Annotated in this window: 7 protein-coding genes; 2 read left to right on the top strand and 5 right to left on the bottom strand. The window is 64.0% G+C overall.

The window, feature by feature from the left end; all coding sequences use genetic code 11:
• Window positions 1-278 precede the first annotated feature (278 nt).
• Complete coding sequence (locus tag ASF71_RS19145; RefSeq protein WP_056303092.1) at window positions 279-1,463, bottom strand: MFS transporter; 1,185 nt, start codon at window positions 1,461-1,463, stop codon at window positions 279-281.
• Between the two features lie 96 nt (window positions 1,464-1,559).
• Here ASF71_RS19145 and ASF71_RS24235 point away from each other — a divergent pair, with 96 nt between their 5' ends.
• Window positions 1,560-2,075: a MarR family winged helix-turn-helix transcriptional regulator gene (locus ASF71_RS24235; protein ID WP_056303090.1), complete on the top strand. Its 516-nt coding sequence runs from the start codon at window positions 1,560-1,562 to the stop codon at window positions 2,073-2,075.
• Between the two features lie 215 nt (window positions 2,076-2,290).
• On the opposite strand, the gene ASF71_RS19135 is transcribed toward ASF71_RS24235, so the two are convergent.
• From ASF71_RS19135 to ASF71_RS19120, 4 genes are all read right to left on the bottom strand, one after another.
• Complete coding sequence (locus ASF71_RS19135; RefSeq protein ID WP_056303088.1) at window positions 2,291-2,533, bottom strand: hypothetical protein; 243 nt, start codon at window positions 2,531-2,533, stop codon at window positions 2,291-2,293.
• 46 nt (window positions 2,534-2,579) lie between these two features.
• Window positions 2,580-3,707: an NAD(P)-binding domain-containing protein gene (locus ASF71_RS19130; protein WP_056303086.1), complete on the bottom strand. Its 1,128-nt coding sequence runs from the start codon at window positions 3,705-3,707 to the stop codon at window positions 2,580-2,582.
• 90 nt (window positions 3,708-3,797) lie between these two features.
• A complete protein-coding gene (locus ASF71_RS19125; protein ID WP_235514619.1) occupies window positions 3,798-4,481 on the bottom strand; it encodes an NADPH-dependent FMN reductase in 684 nt (227 codons plus the stop codon).
• A gap of 79 nt (window positions 4,482-4,560) precedes the next feature.
• Window positions 4,561-5,016 (bottom strand): MarR family winged helix-turn-helix transcriptional regulator, encoded by a 456-nt coding sequence (locus tag ASF71_RS19120; RefSeq protein ID WP_082506205.1) that lies wholly within the window; start codon window positions 5,014-5,016, stop codon window positions 4,561-4,563.
• 74 nt (window positions 5,017-5,090) lie between these two features.
• Here ASF71_RS19120 and ASF71_RS19115 point away from each other — a divergent pair, with 74 nt between their 5' ends.
• Complete coding sequence (locus ASF71_RS19115; protein WP_056303082.1) at window positions 5,091-6,137, top strand: Atu2307/SP_0267 family LLM class monooxygenase; 1,047 nt, start codon at window positions 5,091-5,093, stop codon at window positions 6,135-6,137.
• Window positions 6,138-6,240: the final 103 nt, after the last annotated feature.

Genomic DNA, 6,240 nt, shown 5'->3' with positions numbered 1-6,240 from the left:
CGTTGGGTGGTGGAGCGGACGTTCGCCTGGTTGGGGAAATCCAGACGTATGGCGAGGGACGACGAGGCCTTGGTCGAAACCGCTGAGAACCTCGTGTACGAAGTCATGATCTGTTTGATGGTGCGTCGGTTGGCAAAGTCCCCGCCCTGACCTTTTTCAGACGCACTTTAAAAGGTCAGTGAAGGGACAGAGGCGGGCACTTCGTATCCTCCTTCAGCGCCAATCGATGTGGCAGGGGAGCTTAAAGAGCTGGTGATCCACGCTGAGCCGCATGGACCCTAATCGCCAGAGGTCGAGGCCTGAAGCGGTTGGGTCGTGCCCAACTGGGCGGGCACAGCGAACAGGGCAGCACTCAATGCGGCCATCAGGAGGGTGCCGTAGGCAAAGGCCGTGGGAATGCCGTGCGCGTGGACTAGGGGTTGAGCGGCTACGGGCGACAGGAACTGACCGAGGAACGTGCTGCTGGCCAAGCCTGCGATGAGTCGGCCGCGGGCGTGGGAGGGGGCGAGGTGCGCGATCCAGGCGTTCAGGTTGGGCAAGGTGACGCCCGCACCAAGACTGCCGACGAGCAGGCTCAGAACAAGCAGAGTGGGCTGGGTGGCATAGGCGATGCCGGCCCAGCCGATGACCATCAGCAGCAACCCCAGGGCTGCGGCGCGCGCATGGGCCGTCTGCCTGGCCTGGCGGGCGTAGAGCAGCCCGGAAATGCCGCTCGCCAGGGTGCCTGCGCCCATGATGACCCCCGTGAGGAGGGGCGGGATCCCCAGATGGCTGAGGTGAAAGGGCAGTTGAGAGGGCGCCAGGTAAAACACCAGCATGAAGAGAAACACCGCAGCGTACCCGGTCAGAATAGGCGTCCAGGGGATACGGGTGAAGGTGCGGCCGAGCTGCTCCTTCGCCTGGTGGAAGGCCTGGGTGTGGGGTAGGCGCAGCGCGAAAGGGATCAGCAGCAGAGGCAGCAGGTAGGTGAAAAACGGAGCGCGCCAGCTGAGAGTCGCGAGGAAGCCCGCCAGAGGAATGAACAGCGCCCCGCCCAGGCTGCTGAACGCGGACTGCTGCGTGATGAAGCGGCTCCGGTCCTGGCCCTGGAAGAGGTCGGCGGCGAGGGCCTGGAGGGAGGTCATCAGGCCCGCGACACCGATGCCGAGGATGGCGCGGCTCAGCATTAGCGCGGGCAGGGATGTGAGGTACAGGCCACTGGTGCCGGCCAAGACATAGATAAGGAGGGCAGCGACCAGGACGGGTTTGCGGCCGACGCGGTCGAGAAGCAGGCCGATGGCTGGCGCGGTGAGGGCGATGGACAGGCCCACGATGGTGAGGAGCAGGCGGGTGAGCAGGTCGGCGTTGGGAACGTCGCGGAAGTGGTGGGTGATGTTGGGGAGGGCAGGGGCAATGGCGGCGGCGGCCATGATCGTGAAGCTGCTGCCGATGAGCAGGGTGGCGCGGGTGCGCAGGGTGGTCATACTCGCTCCTTCGAAACACCCACAGTTGATGAGTGTGCGTACTAAATGATACGCATACGTACTAAGTGTTGGCAAGCTTGGTACACTGTCTCCACCATGTCCATCACCACCCGCCTGCAGGCCGTGGACCTCAACTCGCCCTGGCACGTCATGCGCCGCCTCAACCACATGCATTCCCAGCGCTGGTACACCGACGTCTCCAGCACCGTGACGCGCCCACAATTCACTCTCCTGACCATCATTGCCGCCGAACCCGGACACGACCAGCAGACCGTTGGCACACTGGCTGCCCTCGACAAAAACACCACCGCCAACGTCGTCGCCCGGCTCCAGGAGGCGGGCCTGGTGCAGCGGACGTCCTGCGCCAACGACAAACGTCGCAGACTCCTGACCATCACCCCCGAGGGCGACCGTGTCCTTCAGGAGTTGTGGCCACGCATTCGCACGATGGAACAAGTCCTCGAGGAGCACCTCGCCCCTGAGGACCGCGAGCATCTCCGGCGCATTCTGAACCTCCTCGTTGACCAGCACGAACCTGCTCACACCCTGCCCACTGGGGGGTTCACCGAAGCCGACGCATCGAGGACCGCACCGGAACCAGAAGCCTCCTGATCAGCAGGCACCCAGGAGGATACGACCTCGTCTGAGCGCAACACGTCGGCAAGGTCGTACCCTCCCTCTCTGTCGAATTTCGTCAAGCGCATCCGCTCCCGCGTCGATCCGATTTCGCTGGATAGCCGAGGCGAGCGCCGATGCGCCGTTCACTGTGGCCCTCCGGGCGGCCGGCCTCCTGACTTGGTGGTCAAAGGATCTGGTGGTTGATCGACTCACTGGGGGCCACTGACGAGTGTGCGCAGGTCCCGGCCTTGCCCGGACGTGTCGGGGCGCATCTCCACAAGCAGGTCACCCTCCCTAAGCGGCCCTGTGCCCTGGTCGAGCACGTGCAAGGTGCGTCCGTTTGGAGCCTTCGCTGTCGGCAGCGTGCCCTGAAGGGCAGCGAGGACCCGCAGGGAAAAAGCCAGGTCGTCTTCCCCAGTCTCCCGGACGATGGCCCCTGCCCCCACTTGCACACCCTGGGTCCGCGCCGCGTGCGCCGCGAGCAGCAGCGTCAGGGGCTCAGCTCTGCCCTTCTGACACAGGCAGACTGAACAATTTCATCAGTTCTGTGGCCGCAGCCCGACCTGCGCGGTTCGCTCCGATCGTCGATGCTGACGGACCATATCCCACCAGGTGGACCCGGGGGTCCCGCGCGACCTGTGTTGCCAGGCGCCCCGTCATCCGGATCCCCCCTTCTTCGCGCAACATCAACGGCGCCAGGTGGTCGAGCGCGCTCCGAAACCCGGTGCACCACAGAATCACATCGGCCCGCACCGATGACCCATCCACCCAGCGCACGCCGTGCTCGGTCACTTCGTCGAACATCGGAAGACGCCTGAGCACGCCCCTGGCCCGCATCGCTTTCACCGCTGGTGTCTCTGGCAGCCCTGTTACGGAAACCACAGAGTGGGGCGGAAGGCCGCGCCTGACCCGGTCCTCCACCAGCGCGACAGCCGCGCGTCCAGCGGTGTCATCAAACGGCCCTTCGCGGAACACGGGTGGACGGCGCGTCACCCACGTCGTGCTGGTGATCTGAGAGATTTCATCAAGCAACTGAATTGCCGAGATGCCTCCACCCACGATCACGACGTGCTGCCCCGCGAACTCCTGAGCAGTGCGGTAGTCATGCGTGTGCAGTTGCCGCCCACGGAAGCGGTCAGCCCCGGGGATCTCCGGGATGTACGGCGTCTCCCAGGTCCCCGTCGCGTTGATGATGCCCCGTGCGGAGAAGTCTCCGCGGTCTGTCTCGATCTTCAGGCGTTCGCCGTGGGCCCTGACCAGGGCCACCCGCACGGGGCGAAGCACCGGCAACTGAAACGTCTGCTCGTACGCCGCAAAGTACCGTGGAACAGCCTCGCTTGCTCTGACCTGTGTCTTGGCCGGATCGACTGTGTCGGAGAAGGGCAGCCCCGGCAAGTCATGAATGCGGTTGACCGTGCTGAGCGTCAGGGTTGGCCAGCGAAACTGCCATGCCCCGCCGGGTGCGGGCGAGCTGTCGAGGATGACGAAATTGCGGTGCGGTGCGAAGCCCAACTGTTGCAAATGGTACGCAGCCGAAAGGCCGGCCTGCCCCGCACCAATGACGACAATGTCAACCTTGCGGGCGACCCCAGGAGGGGAAAAACGGGTGGAGGAGTCAGACGTCATAGAAGATCACCAGACAGGGTTAGGGAAGCGCGCGGACGATACAGGGAGAGGGAGGCAGGGGTCCACCCCGCCTCCCTCTCCCTCTGGGGTTCAGCTGTTGACGGTGGCTTCGCGGGCAGTTTTGAGGGCCTTGCTCCACCAGGCGAGTTCTTCGAGCATGGCCTGCACGCTGGGCTGAATATGGGCCATGTCTTCCAGGGCCAGGCCCTGCTGCCAGGCACCGAAGAAGTCCGCACCCTGGATATGTACGCCACTGCGGATGGGCGCCATCTGGAGTTCCACCGCGATCTGGCGCAGCTGCTCAATTGCGCGTGCCGCTCCCACCGAGCCGTAGCCTACGAACGCCGCGGGCTTCTTGTTCCATTCGGGATAGGCGTAGTCCAGGGCGTTCTTGAGTACGCCAGTGGGCGCGTGGTTGTACTCGGCCGTGATGAACACGTACCCGTCAAACTGGGCGAGCTTCTGCTGCCATTGGACGCCGACTGGGTTCTGAGTGGGGGCCCAGGCGTTGGAGGCCACTTCGTCGAAGAAGGGCAGTGGGAAGTCACGCAGGTCCACGATTTCGAAGTCCATGTCCGTGCGCTGCGAAGCAATGTTGTAGAACCACTGGGTGGGCTTGTCGGCGAAGCGGGGGGCGCGGGTGCTGCTGATGATGATGGCGATCTTCGGGTTGGTCATGGTGTTCTCCTGAGTGGCGGGGATAGCTTCGGCGGTGGGGCGGCGGTAGAGCTGGGCCAGCAAGCGCTGGAAGAAACCGGGTTGGGATTCAGTCATGATCAGAACAGTGGATGAAACGTGCTGGAATGGGGTGATGAGTGATCTGGGGTAGACGGACGTGGTGAGGCGCGTCACCTCATGTGGCTGAGTGCTCCAGGCGCCGCAGCATGGCGGCCAATTGCGTCTGCTCTTCGGGGGTGAGGGACGAGAACTGCTCCACCAGCCAGTCTTCGTGAGATGGGACCAGCTCGTTAAACAGGGCCTGTCCATGGGCGGTCAGATGCAGTCGTTTCTCCTTTCCGGCCGGCCGTCGCTCAATCACGTCACGCTGGATCAGGTGGAGCAGCAACTGGCTAATGTTCCCCTGAGTCACGAGGAGCTTCTTGCTCAGGTCACCTTGGGTCAACCCGGGCTGGCCGCCGATCGTAGCGATGACATTGAATTGTGCGGGGCTGAGGTCATGCGCTTTGAGGATGTGGGTCCAGGCCTTGCCGAATTGTTGGGTGAGGCGCACCATCCTCAGCCAGGCCGCCACCGCGGGCCGACCAGTGCGGGCGCGCCGATGTGCTGGGTGAGGGGGAGTGTTCGCCATATGGACACTTTAGGACTAAAGTGTATGCTTGTCAATGTCAGTTGTGTGAAGAAGGACTGACAGCGAGGAGACCTATGGAAATTGGCATCGACAGCTTCGCCGCCATCGTGACTGATCCCGACACCGGCCTCACCCTTTCTGGGGCGGACCGCCTCAATCACCTCATTGAAGAAATCGAGCGTGCCGACGAGGTTGGCCTCGATTCGTTCGGCGTCGGGGAACATCACCGTCAGGAGTACCTCGACGCGGCGCCCGCCGTCATCCTGGCAGCTGCCGCCGCCCGCACGAAGCGGATTCGGCTCAACAGCGCCGTGACCGTCCTCAGCGCTGACGATCCCGTCCGGGTGTTCCAGCAGTTCTCCACGCTTGACCTGATCTCCTGTGGCCGCGCGGAGATTGTCGTGGGGCGCGGCTCCTCCGTGGAGGCCTACCCCCTGTTTGGTCTGGACCTGCATGAGTACGACGCTTTGTTCGCGGAGAAGCTCGACCTGCTGCTCAAACTCCGCGATGACCCTCATGTGCATTGGCAGGGGCGCTTCCGCGCCCCGCTCTCGGGACAAGGCGTATTCCCGCGGCCACAGCAGCCGTCGCTGCCCATCTGGGTGGGCGTGGGCGGTACGCCGGAATCGTTCGTGCGGGCCGGGCGGCTGGGACTGCCGCTGATGGTGGCGATCATCGGTGGGGACTTCCGGCGGTTCAGGCCGCTGGTCGACCTGTATCGCCAGGCGGGCAAGGCGGCCGGGCACCCGGAGGAGGCGTTGCGGGTAGGCATACATGCCTTTGGTTTTGTGGCGGAAACATCACAGGCGGCGCGCGACGCGTTCTATCCGGGGTACGCGCGCATGATCGAAACCATTGGACGGGAGCGGGGGTGGCCGGCGCCGTCACGTGCCCGGTTCGATGCAGAATGTGGCCCGTCCGGGGCGTACCTGATTGGGGGCATTCAAGACGTGGTAGACAAGGCCGTACATGTGCATAAGGTGTTGGGAGGCGTGTCTCGCCTGACGTTTCAGATGACGAACGTGGTGATGAAGCATGAGCAGATGCTGCGCGCCATCGAGTTGCTTGGTCAGGAGGTGGGGCCGCTCGTCCGCGAGCGCCTGACGTTACAGAGCCGTTGAGCCGAGGCTAGAGGCCGCCAAGAACTGATTTGAAGTGTTGGCGCTGGAGTTGGGACAGAGCAGAATGCGTGGATGATCCGGCAGGGCTACCCCAGCGACGTGG

It is taken from the genome of Deinococcus sp. Leaf326 (assembly GCF_001424185.1).
In the GTDB taxonomy this organism is placed as follows: domain Bacteria; phylum Deinococcota; class Deinococci; order Deinococcales; family Deinococcaceae; genus Deinococcus.
The sequence above is the reverse complement of the archived record's forward strand: the minus strand, read 5'-3'. Positions and strand labels throughout refer to the sequence as shown.

Bases quoted from the DNA above. Each gene is read 5' to 3' on its own strand.
- ASF71_RS19120 (WP_082506205.1), bottom strand. From the start codon at position 5,016: ATGGCGAACACTCCCCCTCACCCAGCACATCGGCGCGCCCGCACTGGT.
- ASF71_RS19125 (WP_235514619.1), bottom strand. From the start codon at position 4,481: ATGACTGAATCCCAACCCGGTTTCTTCCAGCGCTTGCTGGCCCAGCTC.
- ASF71_RS19145 (WP_056303092.1), bottom strand. From the start codon at position 1,463: ATGACCACCCTGCGCACCCGCGCCACCCTGCTCATCGGCAGCAGCTTC.
- ASF71_RS19115 (WP_056303082.1), top strand. From the start codon at position 5,091: ATGGAAATTGGCATCGACAGCTTCGCCGCCATCGTGACTGATCCCGAC.
- ASF71_RS24235 (WP_056303090.1), top strand. From the start codon at position 1,560: ATGTCCATCACCACCCGCCTGCAGGCCGTGGACCTCAACTCGCCCTGG.
- ASF71_RS19130 (WP_056303086.1), bottom strand. From the start codon at position 3,707: ATGACGTCTGACTCCTCCACCCGTTTTTCCCCTCCTGGGGTCGCCCGC.